The 23,125-nt window shown below is 40.4% G+C and carries 14 protein-coding genes and 1 tRNA gene; 5 read left to right on the top strand and 10 right to left on the bottom strand.

Going from position 1 to position 23,125, the window contains the following annotated elements:
- Nucleotides 1-277: 277 nt before the first annotated feature.
- Together R2R28_RS01600 and R2R28_RS01595 are read left to right on the top strand one after the other, a co-directional pair.
- Nucleotides 278-2,257 carry an ATP-binding protein gene (locus tag R2R28_RS01600; RefSeq protein ID WP_316823954.1) on the top strand — a complete coding sequence of 660 codons (1,980 nt, stop codon included), beginning with the start codon at nt 278-280 and terminating at the stop codon, nt 2,255-2,257.
- 304 nt (nt 2,258-2,561) lie between these two features.
- Nucleotides 2,562-2,633: transfer RNA gene (locus tag R2R28_RS01595), tRNA-Arg, on the top strand.
- 157 nt (nt 2,634-2,790) lie between these two features.
- On the opposite strand, the gene R2R28_RS01590 is transcribed toward R2R28_RS01595, so the two are convergent.
- Both R2R28_RS01590 and R2R28_RS01585 read right to left on the bottom strand, forming a co-directional pair.
- The gene (locus R2R28_RS01590; RefSeq protein WP_316823953.1) at nt 2,791-2,988 is read right to left on the bottom strand and encodes a hypothetical protein; all 198 of its coding nucleotides are present in this window, start codon (nt 2,986-2,988) and stop codon (nt 2,791-2,793) included.
- 4 nt (nt 2,989-2,992) lie between these two features.
- The gene (locus R2R28_RS01585; protein WP_316823952.1) at nt 2,993-4,459 is read right to left on the bottom strand and encodes a recombinase family protein; all 1,467 of its coding nucleotides are present in this window, start codon (nt 4,457-4,459) and stop codon (nt 2,993-2,995) included.
- Nucleotides 4,460-4,718: 259 nt separating this feature from the next.
- Here R2R28_RS01585 and R2R28_RS01580 point away from each other — a divergent pair, with 259 nt between their 5' ends.
- Nucleotides 4,719-4,946 carry a CocE/NonD family hydrolase C-terminal non-catalytic domain-containing protein gene (locus tag R2R28_RS01580; protein ID WP_316824178.1) on the top strand — a complete coding sequence of 76 codons (228 nt, stop codon included), beginning with the start codon at nt 4,719-4,721 and terminating at the stop codon, nt 4,944-4,946.
- An 84-nt stretch (nt 4,947-5,030) separates the two neighbouring features.
- On the opposite strand, the gene R2R28_RS01575 is transcribed toward R2R28_RS01580, so the two are convergent.
- The 8 genes from R2R28_RS01575 to R2R28_RS01540 all read right to left on the bottom strand — a co-directional run bounded on the left by R2R28_RS01575 (nt 5,031) and on the right by R2R28_RS01540 (nt 19,866).
- Nucleotides 5,031-5,990 carry a CorA family divalent cation transporter gene (locus tag R2R28_RS01575; RefSeq protein ID WP_316823951.1) on the bottom strand — a complete coding sequence of 320 codons (960 nt, stop codon included), beginning with the start codon at nt 5,988-5,990 and terminating at the stop codon, nt 5,031-5,033.
- Nucleotides 5,991-6,197: 207 nt separating this feature from the next.
- A complete protein-coding gene (locus tag R2R28_RS01570; RefSeq protein WP_316823950.1) occupies nt 6,198-7,565 on the bottom strand; it encodes a glycoside hydrolase family 28 protein in 1,368 nt (455 codons plus the stop codon).
- A gap of 67 nt (nt 7,566-7,632) precedes the next feature.
- Nucleotides 7,633-9,537 (bottom strand): RagB/SusD family nutrient uptake outer membrane protein, encoded by a 1,905-nt coding sequence (locus tag R2R28_RS01565; RefSeq protein ID WP_316823949.1) that lies wholly within the window; start codon nt 9,535-9,537, stop codon nt 7,633-7,635.
- A gap of 16 nt (nt 9,538-9,553) precedes the next feature.
- Nucleotides 9,554-12,700 carry a SusC/RagA family TonB-linked outer membrane protein gene (locus R2R28_RS01560; RefSeq protein ID WP_316823948.1) on the bottom strand — a complete coding sequence of 1,049 codons (3,147 nt, stop codon included), beginning with the start codon at nt 12,698-12,700 and terminating at the stop codon, nt 9,554-9,556.
- A 636-nt stretch (nt 12,701-13,336) separates the two neighbouring features.
- Nucleotides 13,337-14,521, bottom strand: coding sequence for a mannonate dehydratase (uxuA, locus tag R2R28_RS01555; protein WP_316823947.1), 1,185 nt, complete (start codon nt 14,519-14,521; stop codon nt 13,337-13,339).
- A 67-nt stretch (nt 14,522-14,588) separates the two neighbouring features.
- Nucleotides 14,589-14,927, bottom strand: a complete 339-nt coding sequence (locus R2R28_RS01550) for a hypothetical protein (protein WP_316823946.1) — start codon at nt 14,925-14,927, stop codon at nt 14,589-14,591.
- 35 nt (nt 14,928-14,962) lie between these two features.
- The gene (locus R2R28_RS01545; RefSeq protein WP_316823945.1) at nt 14,963-17,029 is read right to left on the bottom strand and encodes a glycosyl hydrolase 115 family protein; all 2,067 of its coding nucleotides are present in this window, start codon (nt 17,027-17,029) and stop codon (nt 14,963-14,965) included.
- 368 nt (nt 17,030-17,397) lie between these two features.
- Nucleotides 17,398-19,866 carry a hypothetical protein gene (locus R2R28_RS01540; RefSeq protein WP_316823944.1) on the bottom strand — a complete coding sequence of 823 codons (2,469 nt, stop codon included), beginning with the start codon at nt 19,864-19,866 and terminating at the stop codon, nt 17,398-17,400.
- Nucleotides 19,867-20,012: 146 nt separating this feature from the next.
- On the opposite strand from R2R28_RS01540, the gene R2R28_RS01535 reads away from it, so the two are divergent.
- Together R2R28_RS01535 and R2R28_RS01530 are read left to right on the top strand one after the other, a co-directional pair.
- The gene (locus R2R28_RS01535; RefSeq protein WP_316823943.1) at nt 20,013-21,524 is read left to right on the top strand and encodes a glycoside hydrolase family 28 protein; all 1,512 of its coding nucleotides are present in this window, start codon (nt 20,013-20,015) and stop codon (nt 21,522-21,524) included.
- 54 nt (nt 21,525-21,578) lie between these two features.
- Nucleotides 21,579-23,108: a glycoside hydrolase family 28 protein gene (locus tag R2R28_RS01530; RefSeq protein ID WP_316823942.1), complete on the top strand. Its 1,530-nt coding sequence runs from the start codon at nt 21,579-21,581 to the stop codon at nt 23,106-23,108.
- Nucleotides 23,109-23,125: the final 17 nt, after the last annotated feature.

Raw genomic sequence — 23,125 nt, 5'->3', positions numbered from 1 at the left:
AAGCCAGCCGCATCCTCTAAAATTCGAACACTAAAAAGCCTATTTTAAAAATACAAGAGCTTAAACCCTTCAGGTGTGAAGGTTTAAGGGAATGATTTAATCATTTTATAACATAAAAAACATCTGTTTATGGGCGAGGCTGATTTAACATCATATTATCCCCCATTAAGGCAGGTTTTTATTTTAAGTATTTATATCCTTTTTTAAAACCGATAAAGGCATTTTCGATATTTTATATCTAATTTTAAAAATCAACTGTGATAGCTATATACTTTGAATGATCAATAATTACCTTCAATATCTTGATGGCGGTGGCGAAATGGGCAAACTAACCAGAAACTTTAACTGGAAGGATACCTCACTTGGTTCTCCTGAGGGATGGCCATCGAGCTTACTTACTACGATAAGTATTGTCCTAAATTCCAGGTTTCCTATGTTTATCTGGTGGGGAGATGAGCTGATCCAGTTCTATAACGATGCTTACAGACCGAGTTTGGGCAACGAGGGGAAACATCCTGCAGCTTTAGGTCAGCGCGGAGAAGATTGCTGGCAGGAAATCTGGCCAGTGATAAAGCCGCTTATCGACCAGGTTCTGGCAGGTGGTGAGAGTACGTGGAGCGAAGATCAGCTAATCCCTATTTACCGCAACAACAGGCTTGAGGATGTATACTGGACTTTTAGCTACAGCAAACTGCTTGGTGAACTGGGAGAAATAGCCGGCGTATTGGTTACCTGTACTGAAACCACAAAACAGGTTACGGCCCTTCGTGATGTATCTACTGCAAAACAGGAGCTGGAATTTGCAATCAATGCGGCAAACCTGGGTACATGGGACCTTGATCCAAACACAAACCGCTTTATTGGCAACGAAAGGCTCAAAAGCTGGTTCGGACTTGAAGCAGGTGCAGAAATAGAACTCGCTAAGGCTACCGATGTAATTATTGCCCAGGATCGCGATCGGGTGATCACTGAGATAGAGCAGGCAATGACATTTGGTGCCAGTGGGTATGATATTGAATATACGATCATAAATCCATTAAAACCTGAACCCAGACTGGTAAGGGCTGTAGGTAAAGCTATTTTTAATCCGGAAAGAGAAATTGTGCGTTTTAGCGGAACCTTACAGGATATTACTAAGGAGCGTAATGCATTAAAGCAGTTGAGGGATGCCCACCACAGGCTTGAGCTTACGCTTGATCAATCCAGGCTATCTAAGATTGCCGCCCAGCTGGGAACCTTTGATATGGACCTGATTAAAGGAACAATGGAATGGGATGACCGCTGCAGGGAGCTGTTTGGTATCAGCCACACGGGAGATGTCTCCTATGAAAGAGATTTCATCAATGGCCTGCATGCTGAAGACCGGAACAGGATATTAAATATTATCGATGATGTTTTTGATAAATCGAAAACTGATGGTGACTATGATGTAGAGTACCGGACTGTTAGTGTAGCAGACGGAAAGGTAAGGTGGGTACGTGCAAAAGGGAAAGCTTATTTCGACGATGCTGGAAAGCCCTTTCGTTTTATCGGCAGTGTGTTGGATATTACAGAACAGAAAACAGACGAACTCAGGAAAAACGATTTTATCGGCATGGTTAGCCATGAGCTGAAAACACCACTGACCTCACTTAAAGGCTATATCCAGATCCTTAACCATAAAGCAAAAATTAACGCTGATGATTTTGCGGTGAATGCCCTGCTAAAGGCTGATATGCAAATCGGCAAAATGAGTAAACTTATAAATGGTTTTCTGGATGTATCGCGGCTTGAAGCTGGTAAAATCAGTATCGAACCTGAAGATGTTAACCTGAAGGAGATCATAGATGAAGTAGTTGAAGACCTTAAGATGATTTCTACTACCCACCAAATCCATATTGTGCCCTTCGATCCGATAATTGTACAGGTAGACCGTGATAAGATTATTTCGGTAATTTCAAACTTGTTGAGTAATGCGGTTAAATATTCGCCCCAGGGTAGCAAAATAGGAATCAGTTGTGATACACAGGATTGTTTTGCTAGGGTAAGCGTTAGGGATGAAGGCTCAGGAATAAAAATACAGGACAGGGAAAGGCTATTTGAGCGATTTTACCGAGTGGGTAGCGCAGAATCGTCAACCGTACCTGGTTTTGGGATTGGTTTGTACCTCTGTGCAGAAATTATTCAACGACATAATGGAAAAATCGGACTGATGAGCGAGCCAGGCAAGGGAACAACTTTCTACTTTTTATTGCCATTAAACAAGTCTGTTAATTGATAATTGGGTAAATACTTTGCTTGGTTTATCATTTGTAGAATATGATTTTCCCCCCACTTTTACCAGATTATTGAGAATCCTGTAGTGGGAATCCCTTTGGAGAATACACTTTTTATGCAATTCCGCCTAAAGTGGATATTTCGGTACATCCTGATTGCAAGGCAAATCGGCTAAAAGGAAAGATTAACCAGGGAATGCGACATGCAAATTGGATTGTCGATATTTATTCAGGAGGAAAGAATAAGTGTTTTTTTTATTCAAAATGCCAAAAAAATAAGTTTTCAAATCCTATATTTGCAGCCTTGCTCCCGTAGTTCAATGGATAGAATTATGGTTTCCGGTACCATCGATATGAGTTCGAATCTCGTCGGGAGCACTTAAGGAGACAACACATTCTTGTTGCCTCCTTTTTTTATGCCTCTAAAAATCTGTTGCACAACAATTTAACACGCCAGAAATTAGTGTTCGATTTTAAGTTTGAAATTACTTATACCCTTTTTAGAATTGATTCAAAAAACACTTAGATATTGTTTCTATTGCCCTTTCGAGGAGTTCGATTTCTCCTTAGGGATAATTGATTTTTCAGCATCATTACCAATCGGATTGTTTTTTGCCATTAGGTAAAGGAAATCAAGTATTATATGCGCCTCAGATCTAGAAACAACAATACCATCCTTTCCCAAAAGTAAAACAGCCTCATCATCAGAGATTTTTCTATCTAAAATCATCATAGCTTTAAGCTTTAATTGTAGTATGAACTAAGATTTTTTTGAGGGCATCTGGCAATTGTATGGAAAGATTTCCTGAAGTAAAATCAATTCCCTGCGGCGGGATAAGTGTGGCTAACTGTTTCTTGTCAGCAATATCAAAGCTTGAATAACCTTTAAAAAGCTGTATTGAACGTTTACTGCTATGTTCCCGTTGCTGGCAAATATTATCAACCATATCCATATTTTTAGCTATCTCTTTTTTCAGACAGTTAGTACGCTCAAGAACTTCTCCCTTGAATTCGTTGTAGTCATCAAGTTTCAATATATCTTCAACAAAAAGACTACGAGCCTTGGATAATGATTTCTGTTGGCTCGAAAGTTGTCTAAGCAAACTAGCTCTTTCATTTGAATATTCTTGAATAATTGAATCGAGATTCACTTCCTCCAAGATTTTATTGTAGAGGGCAATCGCCCCTTTAGAAAGTACATAATGTTGTAGGTTATTTTCATATTTGAGGTTGACAAGCCTTGCACTTACCCTAGTTGCACACCTATTTCGACAATGATAATATGGATATCTAGACCTCGCTCCCCGGGAAAAACTACCAAGAATTATGTGTCCACAAAGCGGACAAGTCATAAAGCTCCTTAAATAGAACATTTCCTTCACCGCCGTATTTTTTGCGCACACTTTTCTTTTGGAATTGATAATATCCTGAACTTCATAAAATAATGACTTATTGACCAGAGCCTCATGGTTACCTTCCACAAGTTCTGATTCACCAGATTTGGTTGATAAAGTAATGAGCCCGCAATAAACAGGATTGCGAATGATTTTAAAAAAATATGAACGAGTACAATTAAAACCTTTAGCCAAGGCCATCCTACGAACCTCAGATGGGCTATAGAGATTCTTTGAAAGTTGCTTAAATATCCACTGAATAATACCAGCTTCAGGCCATTTTGGGGCTATAAACTTACGACCTTCAATCGAGGTGAGGTTCACAAATCCTACTGGGGCCTTATTGGGATAACGGCCCATAAGCTTAGCCCTACGCATACCATTTGCAGTATTGAGCGCACGCCTGGTATTCTCAGCTTCTGGAATGGCAAGATATACTGCTAACATGACTGAGCTTTCCGGAATTCCAAGATCAACAGGCTGGTCTATCGCCATGGCATTGGTGTTGTACTTCCGTAAAAAACCTATCGTTTCATAAGCGTACTGAATGTTTCGACTGAACCGGTCCCATTTCACAAATAATATGTTGTTTTCTCCCCTCTCCTTATTCTTTTTAATTTCCGAAATGAGTTTCTTCCATTCCGGCCTAATAAAGTTTTTAGCGGAAAAGTCCTCCCTATAAATTCCTTTCACCTTGATACCATTACCTTCACAATATTTCAGTAATCTATCTTCCTGTTCAGGCAAAGAGTATCCTTTTCTTTTCTGTTCATCCGTACTTACGCGAAGATATAGATAAGCCGATTTCATGAGTCTTAACGTTTATATCCTATTTAACGAATAAGAGTTAACAATAATTACATTAGAATTTGTGAGTAAGGTTTCAGACAGAGAATTCACAGTACTTCATTCCAAGTATGCATATATTTCTTTTTCAGGGATAGGGATTTTCTGGGTCAGTCTTAATCCAAACACAGACTGTGTATTTCATTAAAAGTTGTTTGTCCCTACTTTTACTGAAATATAGACCTATTCTACTGATCAGGTTCCGGCATATGGTTTTGATCGTATAGAAAAACTCTCAGAAGGAGAGATTATAGAATTGGATATCGTGCTCAGTCCTATCGGAATGGTTTATTATGCCGGCGACACCCTGCGGGTGATGATCAGCAGTAAAGATGAAATCGGGTCGGTAATGCCGGGAACTCCAGGCTGTATCACCAACAACAAAGGCATACATATTCTGCATACCGGAGGTAAATATGCCAGCTATCTACAAATGCCTATATTGAAATAACGGATATTTGACCACTCCTTTTTTTAAACAAAAGGAGTGGTCTTTCAGTTTATTAAACGGCCATAAAACGGACAGGCAAAACTGTTAAAGCCACTTCTTCCATTTAAACCAAATTAAAGGTGCAAGAAAACTTAAAAGCAGTAATATGATTACGTAAGTATATCCATACGCCCATTCCAGCTCCGGCATAAATTTGAAATTCATACCATAGATCCCTGCAACAAGCATAGGAAGGGAAATACAGACCGTAACGATGGTAAGCGTTTTAAAAATCCGGTTCTGCTCCATATCCACTTTATTCGATACGTATTCTTTAAGATCATCTAAACGTTCAAAATTATTCTGAACATATTCATTGATAACGGTCAGGTCGTTCAGGTCCATCAAAATAGCCTCTTTTATCTGTTCGTTTAATTTTTTGCTTTTTCTTAACATGAGCAAGATCCGGCGGTATTTATTCAGCGATTCTTTTAGAATGAAATTATTAAATTTAAGCTTGGTTATTTCATCGAGTGCATTTTCAGAAAGTAATTCCTTTTTTTGGAGATTTGAGTAGATAATCTTTATATTTTTGGCAATTACCTCAGTCAGGTCGGCAAAATAATCAGAAATAATTCCAATCATCATAAGCAAAAAAGTATCAAGGGTAAAGGGCAATGTGCTTATATGATCAAACTGCTTCTGTTTTTGATTTTCGGGAATAAACTGTTCAAAATTTATGGCCATGAAGGAGAACATCAGCTTTTCCTTTAATATAAAACAAATTACAACTTCTTCCATTCCATTTTCTGAACTGAAATAAGGAAAGGTAAAGTTAAAGGCGAGCTGGTCTTCTTTTTCCAGATAATGGGAACTTATTTCAATATCGTCGCCATGGTTCAACATGGAAGCGTCTATACCAAAAAGCTTCTCAAGCTGCGTCACTCCTGCCTGTGTATAACCGATAACCTGCACACTCGAAATTCCACTTAAGTCGTCCGGAATTTGCTCAACATGCTCCAGCGTGATAATTTCCTTATCGCTTTTTAACAGTTCAATAATCATTATTTGCTCATTTTACGTTTAAGTCCATGGATTATTTCTCCATGCAACTAAGATAAGTAAATGTAGAAAATTATCACCTTTCGATCATTGAGGGAATTTCTTAAAGTATCACTCAAAATATCGGCAGAAATGTAAAAAATCACGAGTTAGGTCTTCATCGTAAACAGCTGGCATTTTCAAATAAGTCATTCGCTGACACTGCTCTGTTTAGTTGGATTTAAAGTTCTTTACATCAGATTGATAGATTGCTGTCCGCTCATCCGGTGACTGCAGGAAAAACTTTACATTATTAAGTTCGATGCCATTAATATGCCTTAGAAATAGTCCGTAGGCCGGTAAGGTTTTGCCAAACATGCTGTTTCCAGGGTACCCTCCACTGTTTTCCGGAATTGGTTTAGCGGGGTCTAAGTTTTTCCCACCTCCTTTGCTAATGAGCATAATGTCGCGCAAAATTACATTGTTTACATCATTACCGGGAATACCTGTAATGGAACTTGGAAGAAAACTTGTTGAGGTCGCTGTAACGTTACTGATGATAATATTGCTTACCGGTGCCGGCTGAAATTTGCGGTTCCCAAGTTTGATAAAGATCGGTGTCTGGATACCTGTCATGGTGATATTCGAAATTACAACCTGGTTAATGCTTCCACCATCTACCGCCTCGAGTGCAATTCCAGCTTCAGCTGAAATACTATCTTCAACACTGATATTGTGTCTGTTCTTTTTCCCCATGATGGATACCGATGCTTTTTTCAATACGCAGTTACTCACCGAAACGTTTTTAAACCCCGCATAACTTGCCGTACCCATTTTAATCAGGTTGCAGTTGGAAGCGACTACACAATTGGTAATGCTCACGTTTTCCACTAAATCAAAACCATCGCTTTTCATGCAGATTGCATCATCATCGCTATCAATATTGCAGTCGGATATAATAACATTTTTACTGTCGATATCTATTCCGTCATTGTTTAAATTTCCATGATTATAAACATTTACGCCCGTAATCCTTACCCCATCGCAGGCGAAATAATGCTGAAGCCAGAAAGCAGAATTTCGGAGGTGGATATCGCGTACATTAACATCCTTACATGCCACGAACATGATCATTTTAGGCCGGTTGGGATCATCATCCCTGGTTTTAAATTCTTTGCTCAGTCCGTTACCGTTAATTGTACCCTCGCCTGTGATGCTGATATGGCTTTGCCCGTCGGCATAGATAAGTGCACGGCTTGGCATTGAAGGCCACTGTGGACGGTGAGGAGGTCTGGTTTTAGCCGAAACAGTATTTACAGGATAATCTTTTAAAAACGGGCTCCCTACAAGTTCAGCACCCTTCATTACCGATAGGGTTACATTGCTTTTAAGGTAGATGGTGCCAGAATAATATTTGCCTGGCGGCACAAGTACTATCCCACCTTTTTGGGCACATTTATCAATTGCATTTTGTATAGCTTTTGCATTATTGAGATTGCTGCCTTCCTTCGCGCCAAAAGAAACTATGTTTAAAACCTGGGCAAAAGAACTGGTAGAGAGCAAAAGTGCAACAAACGCACCGATTAATTTATTTTTCATATAAGGATTGAATTCTGAAAAACCTGTGCCCAGTCAAAGGCACAGGTTTGATTTAATAATTTATTTTCTAATTGATTTCGAGAGCCAAAGCCTCTTCCAGATTATCAATGGGCTTGATGTTGCGTTCAGATCCAGAGTAGCCGATGGGTTGATTGATCCTTCCCTCTCGGTTTGCATCTATGTCCCGCTGCGGAACCGGATAGTAAATATGGTATGGGCTAATCCTGAACACAGAGCCATAGGTCGTCTGAACATTTTGACGATAAAAATTATTATATGTAATTACGCGGGTATACCAGTAACTGTCTTTCGACAGGTTTGCAACTGTATAACTTTTCCCAAATTCATCCGATTTACCTGTCGAAGCAAAAATATACGATACACGGCTGAGTTCCATATGGCGCATTTCCTCATAATTGAGTTCCCTGGCACGCTCATCCATAATCTTTCCCATGGTCATCTCGCCGGCAGTATACATTTTTGTGCACTGTGCACGGCGGCGTACGGTATTTACATCATTTGCTGCAGATTGAAGATCCCCTTTCCAAAAGTAGGCTTCAGCCCTTAACAAATATGTTTCCGCCAAACGGTAAATATACCAGTCGCCTGCCCCGCCGTTGTACATATCCTGGTTTTCGGCACGTGGTGATTCTACCCAAAGTTTGTAATGTGGCCAGTCATACCAGCATCTAATGGTATCGGTAACCAACATTTTTCCATTACTGTTATAAAGTTGTAACTTTTTACCATAATAAGGGTCTCCTGAAGACTGCAGTGTTGGGTTATTGTATACCAGATCTTCCATACGCATCCAGTTTCCTGTACTGCTGCTATGGCGAAGATCGTTCGGATCATCCCAGATGGCATTGGTACTATACCAGGTACCCCTCGAAGTTCCGATCCCACGTCCGTAGGCTTTTCGTTGATCTATCTTGTTAAATGTAGCGGAATAACTCCAGTTCAAACCAGCTTTACCGCTCGGCGTGATGATCAGTTGCGAACCTGTTCCCACAAAAAATGGTGTGGCGTTTCGCATTGTGGTCATATCAAAACGACTGGCGGCATTTTCCTCGCGGTTGACAAAGGTCATAATCGCTTCCTTGTTGGCCCCTATCGACTTGTTCTGCGGCCTGTGCAGATCCCAGATCACATTCCTGGTGATATTATGAACGGCAGGCATCGGGTTGATGAAGGTTCCGAAGGTATTAATCATCAGCGAATATCCAGAACTATTGATCAGTGAATTGGCCGTTTCAATAGCTTTATCAAATTTTCCCGTTGCCAGGTAATATTTGATCAGCAACTGCTGACAGGCACCTTTATTCACACCTCCAAAATCGCCGACAGCAGGTACATTGGCGACAGCAAATTCCATATCAGCTGTCATTTTTTCGAGGATTACCGAGCCTTTGGTTGACCTGAAATTAAATTTTGGTCTTGTCACCTCTCTGGTAATCAAAGGTACGTCTCCATAATCGAATACCAGCCAAAGATACCTGAAAGCGCGGTGGAAATAGGCCATTCCCAGCATCTGGTTCCTAAGTGTCGGATCCAATCCCTCTACTTTATCTATATTGGATACAATGGTGTTGGCATATTTGATCCCACTATATCCCTGATCCCAAAAATAAGTAGCCTTGTTTGTATTGGCGTTATAATTGTCTGATGTTGGGGTAACCATTGCATTCAAATCCTGCGCCGGACCAGAACCGCCCGTATTGGCATTGACAGCTACCTCACTAAAAAGCATTTCAGTTAAAATCGGTGCAGCATCACCTGTATAGAGCTGAACCAAATTCCTGTTACAAGCGGTTATTGCTGCCTGCAAACCCTGCTTTGTCGTAAAAGTAACTGAAGGTTCATAAAAAGAAAGCGGATCAGGCTTAAGAAATTCTTTTTTACAGCCATTTGAGCTGATCAGTATTGCGCTTAAAAATGCTATTGTTAAAATTGATTTATTTTTGATCTTCATGTGGATTCATTTTAAATTAAAAGGTTGCTGTTAAGCCCAGGGTAAAAGTCCTCGGCAAGATGTTCCCGGTTTCAGGATCCCAGGTTGTCCAGTCTTTGCTTCTGCTGTAAACGGCTACGTTTCTTACACTGGCATTAACTCTTAATTGACTGAGCTCCAACTTCTTTGTAAAATTAGTCGGAATCAGATAAGACATCGAAATATTGTCAAGCCTGATAAATGACCTGTCGATAACTCTCGAAGGTGAAATGTTCTGCACATTGGTCGAGTTTAAACGCGCAAATTCATTTGACGGGTTATTTGGCGTCCAGTATTCCCTAACGTAAGAATTACTTCTATCAATCAGCACGCCTGGATTGTTCAGGTATTCAGTAGAAGTAACCTTTTGCCCGATGTAAGAATAAACATTGATAGAGACATCCAGATTCTTGAATAAAGTAAAGTCATTTCTCAGTGTCCAGCGGAAACGGGGATTTTTCGAGCCCTGGAACTGTTTATCGGCGTTGGTATATCGTCCATCATTATCTACATCCTCCACTTTCACATCACCAGGAATTTCGCCATATCGGGCTGCTTCAGCCTCCTCGCCTTTCTGCCAAATACCCAAGACTTTGTAAGTCCAGATTGAATTGATATCCTGGCCGATAAACCAGTTGTTGGCAACATCATCATCCTCTTTAGAGGTGATGTTCCCGTTTGCATCGGTTACGTCGGTATAGGTATAATACAGGTGTTTGATCTTGTTTTTGTTAAAAAACGCACCCACATTTGCAGACCACTGGAAATTAGGATTGCTGATAATATTACCGTTCAAATTCAATTCCAATCCATCATTAATTACCTCTCCAAGGTTAGCTGTAACCACTTTGAAACCTATAAATGGCGGCAGTCCTTGATCGATTAAAAGATCCGTTGTTGGCATGTGATAATAATCGATGCTACCGTTAATGCGGTTATTCAAAAAACCGAAATCCAGTCCAAAGTTATATGACGCCGTAGACTCCCATTTCAGGTCGGTATTTGCCATACGGTCTACATACAGCTGGCCAAGTTCGTAAACGGTACCGCTTGGGGTTGCATAACTGAATTTTCCTGCCCCTGTTGTCAGGTTTGAAAGTGCCTGATAAATTCCGATAGAGCGGTTACCACCAATACCGTAAGATAATCTTAGTTTCCCTGTACTCAAAGCATCCCATTTAATAAATTTTTCATCTTTAAAATTCCATGCAAATCCCAGTGACGGGAAAGTTGCCCTGGGGTTAGAAGCACCGAAAGCAGAATAACCATCACGCCTAACTGTGGCAGTAAGCATGTATTTATCGTCAAAAGAGTAAAAAATCCTTCCCATCAGTGCATCTCCCGTGCTGTGTGAATCATCGGTAGAAAATGAACTCTTAGACATCGTTGCAGCCCCGATATTGTGAAATCCCAAAGCATCGGTCGGCGAAAAGTCTACACCGGTCATACTATCTTTCCAGCTCCAGTGTTCTTCTGCATTCTGGAGCAGTGTTACCTTTAAACGGTGTTTTTGTCCGAAAGATTTTTCCCAGTTCAAGGTATTATCAACCTGCCAATCATAATTTTTTTGAGTTTCCCGCAGCACTCTACCATTATCACTCCACAATGGATTTTTTGACGATTCATGGTATCTGTTATAAAAGAATTGGTAACGGGGCGAAAAATTGGTGTTCAGGGTAATATTGAATGGTAATTTAACTGTTCCATATAGTGTTGTATTTAATACCGTATATCCTTTTTCAAGCTCCTTGAACTGATTATTATAGGCTGTATTTGTCCCCTGGTTTACACTTGCTCCCATGGGCTGGCCGATTAAGGCCCCGTTGTCATCAAAGGCCCTTGCAAATGGCGAGTTGTTGATAATCTGACCGCCCCAATCAACAGCGAGGTTACCATCACTTCTATCCTGAAAATTGACATTGATTCCGGTAGTAAGCCACTTCGTAATTTTTTGGCTCAATTTAAAATTGGCGCGGTAGGCACGGTAGTCATCGCCAACCACTACAGCTTCATTTTTAAGATAACCTAATGACATGTAATAATTTGTACTGTTGTTGTTACTCTGTCCGGAAGCACTTAAATTGTAATCCTGTGAATAGCCAGTATGAAATGAGGCATCGTACCAATCGTAGGTTTTCCCTGCGAAATAGTTTGCACGCTCGTTTTCAAACAGGCCGATACGCTGCAGCCATACCTCCTGATCTGATCCGGTAAGTCCATCATATGCCTTCCACTGCGCGTAGGTAATGCCTGCGCTGGCCAGATTCTCTGGGGTTGGATTGACATATTTGCCCGGCGAGGTAAATCTGGATGTACTGTTAAACAGGTCTTGGCGGTAGTCCAGATAGCCCTGTGCATCATATACCGGGCGGTTTACACCCATGGTAACCAGGCTATTGGTAGCCGTTAAACGGATGGTCGGTTTTTCGCTTTTTCCTTTCTTGGTGGAGATAATGATTACGCCATTGGCTGCTTTTGCACCATAAATTGCGGCAGAGGATGCGTCCTTTAATACATCTACCTGTTCGATATCCAATGGGTTGATCTCTGAAAGTTCTCCAAAGAAGATTACTCCATCAACTACCAGAAGAGGCGAATTTTCTGCCTTTAACGACCGCTGTCCACGCACCTGAAGATCGCCACCACCTTTGGCAGAGCTATTCTGGCCAACAGCCAGTCCTGGAATCCCGCTCCTGAGCAGATCCTGAACCGAGCGTGGTGCTTCTTTTTCTAGTTTCGCAGTCCTAAGCGTTCCTATAGATCCAGTAAGATCTTTTTTCTGAGCAGTTCCATAGCCAATTACCACAACATCAGTAAGATCATTATTTGCTGGCGATAACTTAATCTGCATCGGCTTTGTTGCATCGGCTTTAATGGTAAGTGGCGAATAACTTAAACTTTTAATTTCCAACATTCCGTTTACCGGAACATTGAGGCTGAATTCTCCGTTATTATCTGTTGAAGTTCCAGTAGTTGATCCGACAACCCTAACGGCTGCACCGATAACGGGTAGGTTATTGCCGGAATCAGTAATTTTACCTTTAACAGTCTGGCTCTGCGCAAATGACTGCAAAAAACAGAAACCAACTAAAAATAGAGCCAGCAGCCCTTTTAGCTGGCGAGGTTTGTTTGTAAAAAAAATCATAAAATTTGGTTAAAAGGGTAATTGTTTTTGTAAGGGGGAGCGAAATCTCGATTGGGTTTTTATTAATTTTTGGTTTTATATGCTATTGAATGGACTGATTTTAACTTCGATGTTAATAATATCAGCCTGGAAAATGCTTCGAAAAGTATGAGAACATCTGGTTAGGGTATGTGGTAATCGGTTTCATAATTAATAGTTGGTTAGCTCTTTATTTGCACAAACATGGCTGTGCATTGTTGGGGAAACAAAATTGTAAATAGGAATCTGTAATTCACTCGAACAGCTGGTCCATAAATAAAAAATCAAAGCCAAAAAAAATACAAAACACTGATATACAGATTGTTAATAATACATGTTTATCAAAAAATCAAATACATAGAATAGATTTCGGCATTAAACGTTTTAGTAAACTGAGCAGTTTAGGATGATTATTAATGCGAAGTGGAAATGAATCCTCACATATTAGCGATGTGTGATCAGAAAATTAATCGATTGCTTTCGTAGCCGTATAAATCATGATCGTTATCAAAGAAATACCATAACTTGTTATTCCAGTAAAAATTGCGTTGCCAGCATACCCTATAAATAAAAACCCCATGGCAAGGGGTTTCTATTTTGAATTTATTTTATGGGTTTTTAAACCTCAAACAGCCTTCCGGTAACGCCCATTTCAAGTCCACGGAGTTCGGCCAAACCTCTTAAACGACCAATGGCCGAATATCCTGGGTTAGAGTGTTTCAATAGGTCGTCCAACATCTGGTGACCATGGTCGGGCCGAAATGGAATGGGTGTACTGCGCTGGTTATTTTCTTCTATTAAGGCTTTCATCACCCGATACATATCCACATCGCCATCCAGATGATCTGCTTCGTAGAAACTTCCATCTTCATCCTTAGTTACATTACGCAAATGGGCGAAGTACACCCTATTTTTCACTACACTAAAAATTTCAAGCACATTGTTATCAACGCCTGCACCTAAAGAGCCTGTACAGAAACATACGCCATTAAATGGCTCGTTAACATTGCTTAGGATGTAGTTAAAATCATCAACAGTGCTGGCAATTCTGGGTAAGCCAAGGATAGGGTAAGGCGGGTCGTCAGGGTGAATAGTCATTTTTATACCTTCACTCTCACAAACGCCGGCAATGGATGAAAGAAAATAAACAAGATTTTCCCGAAGACCATTAACTCCAATTTTTTCATATTCATAGATACTGTTCCGCAGGGTTTCGAGTTCAATTTCTTTTTCGTTGGGGATCCCCATTAAAACATTGATCCGAAGGTCGTCCAATTCTCCTACGGTTAGAATTTCATATTTGGCTTTTGCTCTCTCCAATACAGATTGGGGGTAATCAGCAACAGCACGATCTCTTTTCAAAATGTACAGGTCGAAAATTGCCAGGTCGATCCAGTTAAAATAAAGGGCTTTCGATCCGTCTTTCATTTCTAGATCAAGCTGAGTACGGGTCCAATCTAAAACGGGCATAAAATTATAGCAGACAGTTTTTATTCCACAGGCTGAGAGATTTTTAAGTGAAGCCTTATAAGCTTCTATATATTGATCTGCGTCTGTCCTTCTGGTTTTGATCGCCTCATGTACAGGAACACTTTCCACCACTGACCAAGTTAAACCAGCAGCTTCGATAATTGATTTACGCTCAAGAATATCTTCCACCGGCCAGATTTCTCCATGCGCAATATGATGTAATGCAGTTACAATACCTGTTGCCCCAGCTTGTTTTACATCCTGTAAGGAAACGGGATCGCTTGGACCATACCATCTCCATGTTTGTTCTAAATTATTGTATATTTTTTTCATAAAATTTATTCATTTGTTGCCGCTAATATGACGGGTATGGATGTTGTTACTAATAGTAAAGAATGCTTTAGTCCTGAATCACAAAATATTCATAGAAAAAGCCTTCCTTTAAAGCCAAATAATCGGCAACAACATTCAACATCGTTTGATAATATAGATTTATATCTACTTCTATCCCACCAAAACATACGGTATAACCTTTACCAAGATCAAAGTTTGAAAAGTTCAATCTGAAATTCTTAGCACACAGCCAGGAATGTTCTGCTGTGTTAATGCCATCAACATGGCATTCAGCAAGAACACAATCTTTTCCAGATTTAGTATAGAAGGATAGGGAATAATCTACAGGGAGTTCAACAATCCCATAGCCGATCATATCGATAAGTACGTTAATCTTTTTCTTCATTTCGATGGGGTTAAATCAATATATTTCCGGGCAGGTTACCATATGGGTTTTATAAGCAAAGCATTCATTCGTTTTTCTATTCCATCAATACCAAATTTTGTTTCTTTGGCATACCAGTCAGAAAATTGATCATGCTCTGCCTGGTCCAATTGCTGATGCATCAATTTAAGTTCGGTTAAACTTTGTTTGAGCAATTCCTTCTTTTTAGCTGTTGCATCTTTTAGCTGATAACATTGGGCCAAGCTGTTTAGCATCTTATTTAGATGTAGCATTACATAAGCCTGGCCACGGAGGTTATCGTTAAAAAAGACCTTTCCAACAGTTAGTTTGCTGTTATAAAGTACATCTGCCTTATCTGTAATTTTTTCTAATTTTTTGATAGCTGTTTCTGTTCCCTTTAGGATGGCCTCCAATTGATTGGTTACTCCATTGTCTTCCGGAATCACGCGAAAATATCCGACACTGCCTTTATCAGGGTTATCCATCGGGTGATTTTCCAACGGATTCAAGCTAAATTTTCCTTTTTCAAGGTCACTTAAGATCATCTCAGCTGAGCGGGCATAACGCATATCCTGAAAAATGTATTGTCTTTCAAAACCCGGAATATCTGCTTTTTTCTGTTGCCAGTAAGCATTAAAAAAATCAAGGTAAAGGTTTGAAATCTCCTGCCCTAAATCTTGTCCGAAGTAAGTTGAACTGAAATTTTTAAGAAAAAGTTTTGGGTCAAAGCTTTTGAAATCCCACATCATGGCTGCATTGGCTGCGAGTTCCACTACGTGTTCCCTTACATTGCCGGCATTAACCACAGAAAACATCAACTGCCCTTTGCTCAGGCTATCGACAATTCTGTAATTCTGTTCCATTTTGCGTGGTCCTTCTGCCTGAGCCAAATGAGAACCTGTTGAGGTAAACTGAAAATTCATATAATAACCAGTGGGTTCATTTGACGAAAACTGGTGTTTATAAATATCCTGCGCAGGGAAATGGTCTCTTCTGGCCGCCACAAAATTGCGTATCAGGGAAGGTTCGTTCGGAATCTGCAAAAATCCCTGAGCAAGCAAGGTAGTCATTTCATTATACAGCGTTAAGCGCATCGGAGGATTTGAATTCCCGGTTTTCTTTTTAAGCAAATCGATCTGCAACTGCACCATTTCGCCAATTACCTTTGCCCTGCTTTGGGCATCTTTAGGCGCATCGGGGAAAAACTCCCAGAATGGAATGTCCCTGTTGCCACGAAAACCGACCAGCCAGATTATTTCAGCCTTATTTTTCATGGCCAGATCGATATGGTAGCCCCAATATTCTGCTAATGCATTACGGTTTGCAATTGTTAATTCGGGTACATCTTGATGGCGTACCGCTTTCCAGTATTGACTCCAGTTGCTGTAATTTGAACCAAAAATTTGCATGTGATGACCGGTATTTACCAGTCCCCTTCTTTTGGCTGCCTGTGCCTGTCGGCCTAAAGCCATCGATGGACCAAAACTATTGCTATCTGCAATCCCTCCTTCAATGGTGTTGAGCTTTAAGCGTAACATACTTTCAAATATGGCTTCGTAATTTTCCTGAGAACGTTCCTGCCAGGGACTCAAAAAATCGGTATCGTTGGGCAGCCAGGTGCGGTATATAATGTCGGGAGATTTAAATACTTTTAAAAAACGATCAGGCAGGTGAAGTTCTGCACGCTTTTTAGGTGCCTGGGAAGCCCAGAACCAAAGTGGCTTTACGCCCAAAAGTTCACTAAAAGTATAAATGGCATAGATCGTACCGCGCGGATCTGCTCCGTTAAGCACTACCTGGCCATTATTAATAAACAACTGATGCGCTTCCCAGCCTTTTATTGCTGCATGTTTACTTTTAAAATGGTTACCCGTAGACACAATAATGGCCGTACCCGATTTTGGCTGTTGATCAACAAGCGGGGATTTTTGCCCAAAAACATTTTGTAAATCCCGCAGCAAATCTGCAACGGCCAGGCGCACTTCAGCAGATTCTTCGGGGCTCACATAAACCGGAACCTTTCCACGGATAATGATATCCTTTGCATCTACACGCAGTGACGTAACAGTAAGGGCCAGCAAAAACAGGAAGTACTTTTTCAATTTGTTGATATTGTTAAACATGTTATCTTTTTCAGATTATAGTTATAGACCTGGCTGCCCACCTGAGAAACGAATCTGGAATGTATGAGCCGCTAGATGTTCTTTAGGCTATTAATATGTTCATAAAACATTCTTTTTCAGAAGACGATTCCCTGTACAGATATAAATGGCTCGTACAAACTTGCAAAATTGTGTTACATATTTTCATAATTGCTGTTTACGGGTTGTGAAAATCAAAACCACTTAAAACACAATGACCTCACTCCCAAATACTTAAAAACAAAACAGCTTTCAAAAATCTCGCTTATCCATTGTAGCATAAGAAAATCCACATGCATATCCCTTATTCATTTCTATTTATGTAAGCATCAATTATATTTTGATCCGGTTTTAGGTATCAGTTCCAACCGGATTTTTTCATCTGCATCCGTTGACCACATCCAGGCTTCTGGTTTAAAATCCGCATTTGCCGCATCATAGGAAAATACAAAAAGTTCAATTTCCTGGTTTATATATTCTTTTTTCAAAGGAATGTAATAGGTATAGTTCTGATCAAGTTTGGCGTTGCTGTGTTCCCAGGTATTGGAAGGATAAGAAACCGAACGATCTGGTGCACCAATGTATTTACCGTTTATTTTAGCTGCTACATATGCACCTTCTATCCCATGTATACCGTTAAGTGCAACGCTGAGGTATGCATGGTTAGTCAGCTCCTCTAATTTAAAACTGGTTTTCCATGCTTTGGAAGCCACCATTTTGTTTGCCGGTGCGAAAAGATTGGAAGCACGCCAACTAGATCTATCCAGCTGCTTACCCTTATAAAGTGCCTCTACTTCTGTCAACTGTTGCGGCTGGTTTACAAACCTAAAATAGCGGACTGAGTCGTTAACAGCGATTTTCATGGTGGTACCTGCGATATAGGTAAGTTGCTTCCATTTGATCAGGTCTTTGGAAACCTCAACAAAGTTGCCTTCGTCGGGAAGCAAAGGCTGTAAAGAAAATATATCGGGCACCTTTAGGATCAGCTCGTCAACGGCTGTTACTTTGCCAAGGTCTAGCCTGAACATGCCACCTTTAACCTTTTGTGCACCGCGGTATTTAGCTGATTCCCAAAAACCTGTTTTTAAATCGCCATCGAAGAGGTTTTTATCCCAAACACCTCGTTCAACGAATGCATCCTGTTCAAAAAATGCATCTCTGGCCTGTTTTACCGCCGGAATGTCCGTTTTACCTGAACGCATTAAAGAGCGGACTTCCAGGGCGTTATTGTCTGCCGCAAAAACTGTTGCTTCGTATAGGCTTTCAGCATCCTTTGGCACAGGAATAATACTGAAGCCAGCTAATTTTCTTTTGGTATCATTTTTTAATGATGTGCCTGTAAAGGTTATTTTTTGTTCACCGCTAATTGTCATCTTTTTAGCTGTAAGATCAGTAAGCCCGGCCTTTTTGTATTTCCATGGATCCAGTACAGAAATGGAAACTGTGCTTCCAGGATTGCCCAGTACATCAATTAAAATGGGTTTACCCGGCACATTCTGTATCACCTGAAATCTTGCACCCGCAATTACAGGGTCGCTGTATTCTTCGGTGGTTGCAATAAATAGTGCAGACCTGAAAGGTTCGATATTTACCTGCACTGCATCATTATATTGGTGTGTTCCAAGATATTCTTCATCCGGGTGCAAGCGGATTAATTTCACTTTTTCTCCTTTGGCCAACCCTATCTCATTTCCTAACCTGAGTGTACGCACCTGCTTTGTCCAGGTTAAATTTTTTAAGGTAATTAGGCGGGTTTTGTCATTACCCCTTGAAACTGCATCAGCACCGTAGGCTTTTGCTGGCAATACCATTCCACTTGTAAGAATATCCTTATATTTTTGATGGATATTAAAAATTCTCGCTAGCTTTGGATATTCTTCATCCCTTAATAACCAAGGATTCCCATAAATTTCCGGTGATAAAATAAGGCTCCTGTTAAATGCCTGTAATACCAGGTCATCGTCCCAATAATCCAGACATGATGAAATACACACACCATGATCCTCTGTTAATCTTTTAAGGCCTGGCACCAAACCTCTTGATAATGCACCCTGCCTGTGGTGCGGCGCTGTAGAATTGTTGTTCATCACAACATCAATATAAGTTTCGGCCCCTCCCCATAAAAATGTAGTCGCATAAGGCAGTCCTTTGGTTAATCCCAACCGATGGTTGAGCAAAATAAGATCTGGGCTATATTTTCTGGCTTCGATCATCATTTTAACAAAGGCATCTTCTTTTTCGGGGCGTAGGGGCCCACAAACGGCATCGAACTTGAATAAAGCAAAGCCATAATCTTTGCAGAGCTTAACCATCTGGCTTATCCGCTCCTGCTGTTCTTCTGCTGTATTTCCAAATCCATCAGGCCCTCCCCAAATCCCTAGACGCATGCCCAGATTGGTTGCTTTTTTATAAAGCGGGTCGAAACCGTTTGGAAACTGTTTTTTAAACCGCGCTGAGTTCAGGCTTCCATAGAAATTTTTGCCATCAAGTGCACCGGCATCAAATGCATAGATATCAAGCTGCATGCCATAGGTACTTTTAAGCCAATCGAAAAATGCAAAATTGATGAGCGTCTGTTTTTCAGTCGGCCCTTCATTGGTATTATTGATCCAGCTAAAATACTGGGCCTTCGAAGGTGTTTTTTCATCTGCACCGGGAAAAACTTTCTCTTGGGTATAGCCCATTTGCGCACTAATCAACAGGCAAAAAAGTCCAGATCGGAATTTCGTTCTTTTCATAGCCAAATTAAGCACTTCGCTTTTGGATTGGCTATCCATTTCATCCGAAATATTTGACATATTGTTTTTTTTTTGCTTTCAGTAACACCTTTTGCGATCTTCATTATTATGATAATAAACAAAAGGACAATAAATATGAATAGAATGTCAACGCGGTAAAAATTAGTTTATGTTTCTTTGATAGAAAGAAAAATTGATTTTTAAATATGTTCAAAAACCTATTCATGATGAGCAGCCTGTGCCTGTGCCTGATTTCGCTACAGGGATTTTCTCAGGCAAAAAAAAACAGGTCTACTAAGGTAAACAACCCAGAAAATTTCCAAAAAAAACTTACTGATTCTTTGGAAAGTATGGCCAAAAACCTACCGATCAAATTGGCCTTAGATACTGGAAAAGTACCCATATATGATGTTGTAACAGACCTTAAACTGGATAATACAGGTGCTACGCTCATTACAGCCCGTTTTCAAAAAGCCATAGATTCTTGCGCAAAAATTGGTCCTGCGAGGTTCTTTTTCCCTAAAGGCACCTATTTATCGGGAACAATTATCCTAAGGTCAGGCGTCCATATCGAATTGGCGCATTTGGCCAAAATTATAGGAAGTGTAGATGCAAAGGACTATCCGGTAATTTATCCAGAATATAAAGCAAACACCGATTTACAGGTCGACAAATCGTTGTTTTATGCTGAGAAAGTTGAGAATATCTCATTTACCGGAAAAGGAATGATCGATTTCAGGGGAGACCATGAAGTTTACTTCAACACCGGTAACAATGATCCGCGCAGACCTTTCGGAATACGCATTGTAAGTTCGAAAAATATTTATGTGGCTGGCCTGATGTTTTGGAATTCTCCACAATGGATGCAGCATTACCTGAACTGCGAAAATCTAATGATTGAAAACATGAGTGTTTTTAACCATGCACACCAAAACAATGATGGCATTGATATAGATGGCTGTAGAAATGTTTACCTGAGGAACAACCGTGTAGATAGTGATGATGATGGGATCTGCCTTAAAAGCAACGGTCCTGCATTGTGTGAAAACGTATTGGTAGAAAACTGTACAGTTTCAAGTCACTGCAATGCGCTCAAATTAGGTACAGAAACTACTGGCGGGTTCAGGAATATAATTTACCGCAACTGTAAAGTAATAAGATCGGTAACTGCCGATCACCATGTAAATGGAGCTGAAACAGCACGCACAGCAATAACGTTGATCATTACAGATGGCGGCAAAATGGAAAATGTGTGGTTTAATAACATTACAGCGGAAGATTGTGTTTCCCCTATTTTTGTAACGCTTGGCAACCGTAGCCGCAAGCACACTAAAGATGCGCCCAAACCAGGTATCGGTACCATTGAAAATGTGGTTATCTCCAATGTCAAAGCAATCGGAGCCGGACCGATGCCTTCATCTGTTACCGGATTAGACAATAGCCATCTGATTAAAAATCTGACCCTAGAGAATATCATCCTCGAACAGATCTATACTGGTAAAAGAGAAAACCGTAGCACAGATGTAGTAAAGGTATTACAGCGGGTAAAAGCAGGATATCCTTCTCCAGATGGTTGGGGTAATTTAAATGCATCGGGTTTATACTGTGGTTATGTAGATGGGTTAACTTTGAAAAACGTTACCGTTAGAGCCACTGCAAAAGAACCAAGAAAACCAATTGTGATCGAAAACTGTAAGAACGTAAAACAGGCCGATTAATCAACGAGTAGCACAAAAGAATTTTAATTCGAATACACATCCTACTACAATATCATGTTATACAAACACATACGCCTCCTGTTCACTCCTGCCCTGCTTCTTGTAATGGTTTGCCAGGTGATGGCACAGGGTCAACTTTACAATGTAAAAAAATACGGTGCTAAGGGAGATGGGAAAAACCTGGATACCAAAGCCATTAACCAAACCATTGAAGCAGCTAGCCTTGGTGGTGGAGGAACAGTTTATTTTCCGGCAGGGGATTACCTTTCTGTAACGATACATTTAAAGAGCAATATTAATCTTTACATTGAGCAAGGGGCAACAATTGTTGCTGCTGCCACAACAGCGGCCGTTAAATACGATCTCCCTGAAAAAGGTGAAAATGAAATTTACCAGGATTTTGGCCATAGTCATTTTCAGAACAGCTTAATTGTTGGCATAGATCTTCAGAACATATCCATTACCGGACCAGGGCGTATATGGGGAAAGGGATTGATTAGAGAAGATGGTATTAATGGCGTGAATAGTGGTTATGGAAACAAAACACTTGCTTTAAAACGCTGCCGAAATGTAATACTGAAAGACTTCACAGTAGAAAAAGGCGGCTGGTTCGGTTTTTTACTTACTGCGGTTGACAATGCCACAATTGACAACATTAAAATGGATGCGAACCGTGACGGTATTGATCTGATCTCGAGTAAAAATGTAAGGATCTCGAACTGCAGCATCAATTCACCGGGTGATGATGCCATTGTTTTAAAGAGCGATTATGCGCTGAATTACCCACGCGTTACCGAAAATATCACCATTACGAACTGCCAGGTTTCAGGTTATGACGAGGGCACATTTTTAGATGGCACCTTTCAGAAAAAAGGCCGTAAAAACCCTACAGGCAGGATAAAACTAGGAACCGAATCCAACGGCGGTTTCAAAAACATTGCCATTACCAATTGTGTATTTGACCATTGCCGTGGACTGGCCATCGAAACCGTAGATGGCGCTGTGCTGGAAGATATTGTGATCAGTAATATTACCATGCGCGATATTACCAATGCTCCTCTATTTATCCGGCTTGGTGCCAGACAGCGCGGTCCGGAAGGATCACCATTCAGCATTCTGCAACGCGTGATGATCAGCAATGTGATTGCTTACGATATAACCGGCGAACAGGGTGCAATTATAAGTGGCATACCAGGGCACGATATTGATGACCTTAGCTTAAACAACATCAGCTTCTATTTTAAAGGGGGCGGCACCAGTGCACAGGCTTTAAACGAGATCCCACCCTTAATTGATAGTTATCCCGATCCAAACCGTTTCGGCATTACACCAGCATATGGTTTTTTCATTAGGAATGTAAAAAACTTAAAAATGAACAACATTAAGGTTAGTTATGTCACACCTGATTTCAGACCAGCATTTATACTGGATAATGTAACCGGGGCCGATTTTCAGCAGATCAGGGCAGACCAGATCAAAGGATCCCCGGTATTTAATTTAAAATCAGTAAAAAACTTTAGCCTAAGCAACAGTAATCCAATAGTGGATATAACTTTGACTGAGGCAGATAAAAAACAATTTTAAAAGCTAAAGGCAAGCCA

The sequence above is a fragment of the Pedobacter miscanthi genome (genome assembly GCF_032678605.1).
Taxonomy (GTDB): Bacteria; Bacteroidota; Bacteroidia; order Sphingobacteriales; family Sphingobacteriaceae; genus Pedobacter; species Pedobacter miscanthi_A.
This window is presented reverse-complemented; position numbering and strand designations above follow the sequence as displayed.

What these genes read in the sequence shown, in the direction of transcription:
- uxuA (WP_316823947.1), bottom strand. Translation starts at nt 14,521, where the DNA reads ATGAAAAAAATATACAATAATTTAGAACAAACATGGAGATGGTATGGT.
- R2R28_RS01540 (WP_316823944.1), bottom strand. Translation starts at nt 19,866, where the DNA reads ATGTCAAATATTTCGGATGAAATGGATAGCCAATCCAAAAGCGAAGTG.
- R2R28_RS01550 (WP_316823946.1), bottom strand. Translation starts at nt 14,927, where the DNA reads ATGAAGAAAAAGATTAACGTACTTATCGATATGATCGGCTATGGGATT.
- R2R28_RS01585 (WP_316823952.1), bottom strand. Translation starts at nt 4,459, where the DNA reads ATGAAATCGGCTTATCTATATCTTCGCGTAAGTACGGATGAACAGAAA.
- R2R28_RS01535 (WP_316823943.1), top strand. Translation starts at nt 20,013, where the DNA reads ATGTTCAAAAACCTATTCATGATGAGCAGCCTGTGCCTGTGCCTGATT.
- R2R28_RS01570 (WP_316823950.1), bottom strand. Translation starts at nt 7,565, where the DNA reads ATGAAAAATAAATTAATCGGTGCGTTTGTTGCACTTTTGCTCTCTACC.
- R2R28_RS01600 (WP_316823954.1), top strand. Translation starts at nt 278, where the DNA reads ATGATCAATAATTACCTTCAATATCTTGATGGCGGTGGCGAAATGGGC.
- R2R28_RS01575 (WP_316823951.1), bottom strand. Translation starts at nt 5,990, where the DNA reads ATGATTATTGAACTGTTAAAAAGCGATAAGGAAATTATCACGCTGGAG.
- R2R28_RS01565 (WP_316823949.1), bottom strand. Translation starts at nt 9,537, where the DNA reads ATGAAGATCAAAAATAAATCAATTTTAACAATAGCATTTTTAAGCGCA.
- R2R28_RS01560 (WP_316823948.1), bottom strand. Translation starts at nt 12,700, where the DNA reads ATGATTTTTTTTACAAACAAACCTCGCCAGCTAAAAGGGCTGCTGGCT.
- R2R28_RS01530 (WP_316823942.1), top strand. Translation starts at nt 21,579, where the DNA reads ATGTTATACAAACACATACGCCTCCTGTTCACTCCTGCCCTGCTTCTT.
- R2R28_RS01590 (WP_316823953.1), bottom strand. Translation starts at nt 2,988, where the DNA reads ATGATGATTTTAGATAGAAAAATCTCTGATGATGAGGCTGTTTTACTT.